We start from the raw sequence: 417 nt of genomic DNA on the forward strand, positions 1-417 counted from the left end.
TCATCCCCCAGTCGAAATGATTCAAGTACAAATTCGCAAGCAAAGGTGACAAATTGCCCCCCTGTGGAGACCCGATTTCCGTTTCATGGAACTGATCATCTTCCATGAAACCCGCCGTTAGCCATCCACGAATGAGCGTCAGCACTTTACCGTCGGTGATTCTCTCATGTACTTTCTCCATCAGTAATTCGTGTGGAATTTCATCGAAGAAAGACATGATGTCCAGGTCGACCACATATTCATATCCGCCGCGTTTTGCGCGTTGAATCGTATTTATTGCTTGGTGCGCCGAGTATCCTGCTCGAAAGCCAAAACTGTAGTAGTAGAAGTCTTGTTCAAAGATGGGCTCGATGATTTGGCGTACCGCTTGCTGACATACACGATCTCGGATAGTGGGAATACCTAACGGCCTTAACT

Annotated in this window: 1 protein-coding gene; it reads right to left on the minus strand. The window is 47.0% G+C overall.

From position 1 onward, the window contains the following. Positions 1-417, minus strand: a 417-nt coding sequence (locus LRL21_RS44955) for a reverse transcriptase domain-containing protein (protein ID WP_240422227.1), incomplete at both ends; no start/stop codon positions are given.

It is taken from the genome of Paenibacillus periandrae, assembly GCF_022458865.1.
In the GTDB taxonomy this organism is placed as follows: Bacteria; Bacillota; Bacilli; order Paenibacillales; family NBRC-103111; genus Paenibacillus_S; species Paenibacillus_S periandrae.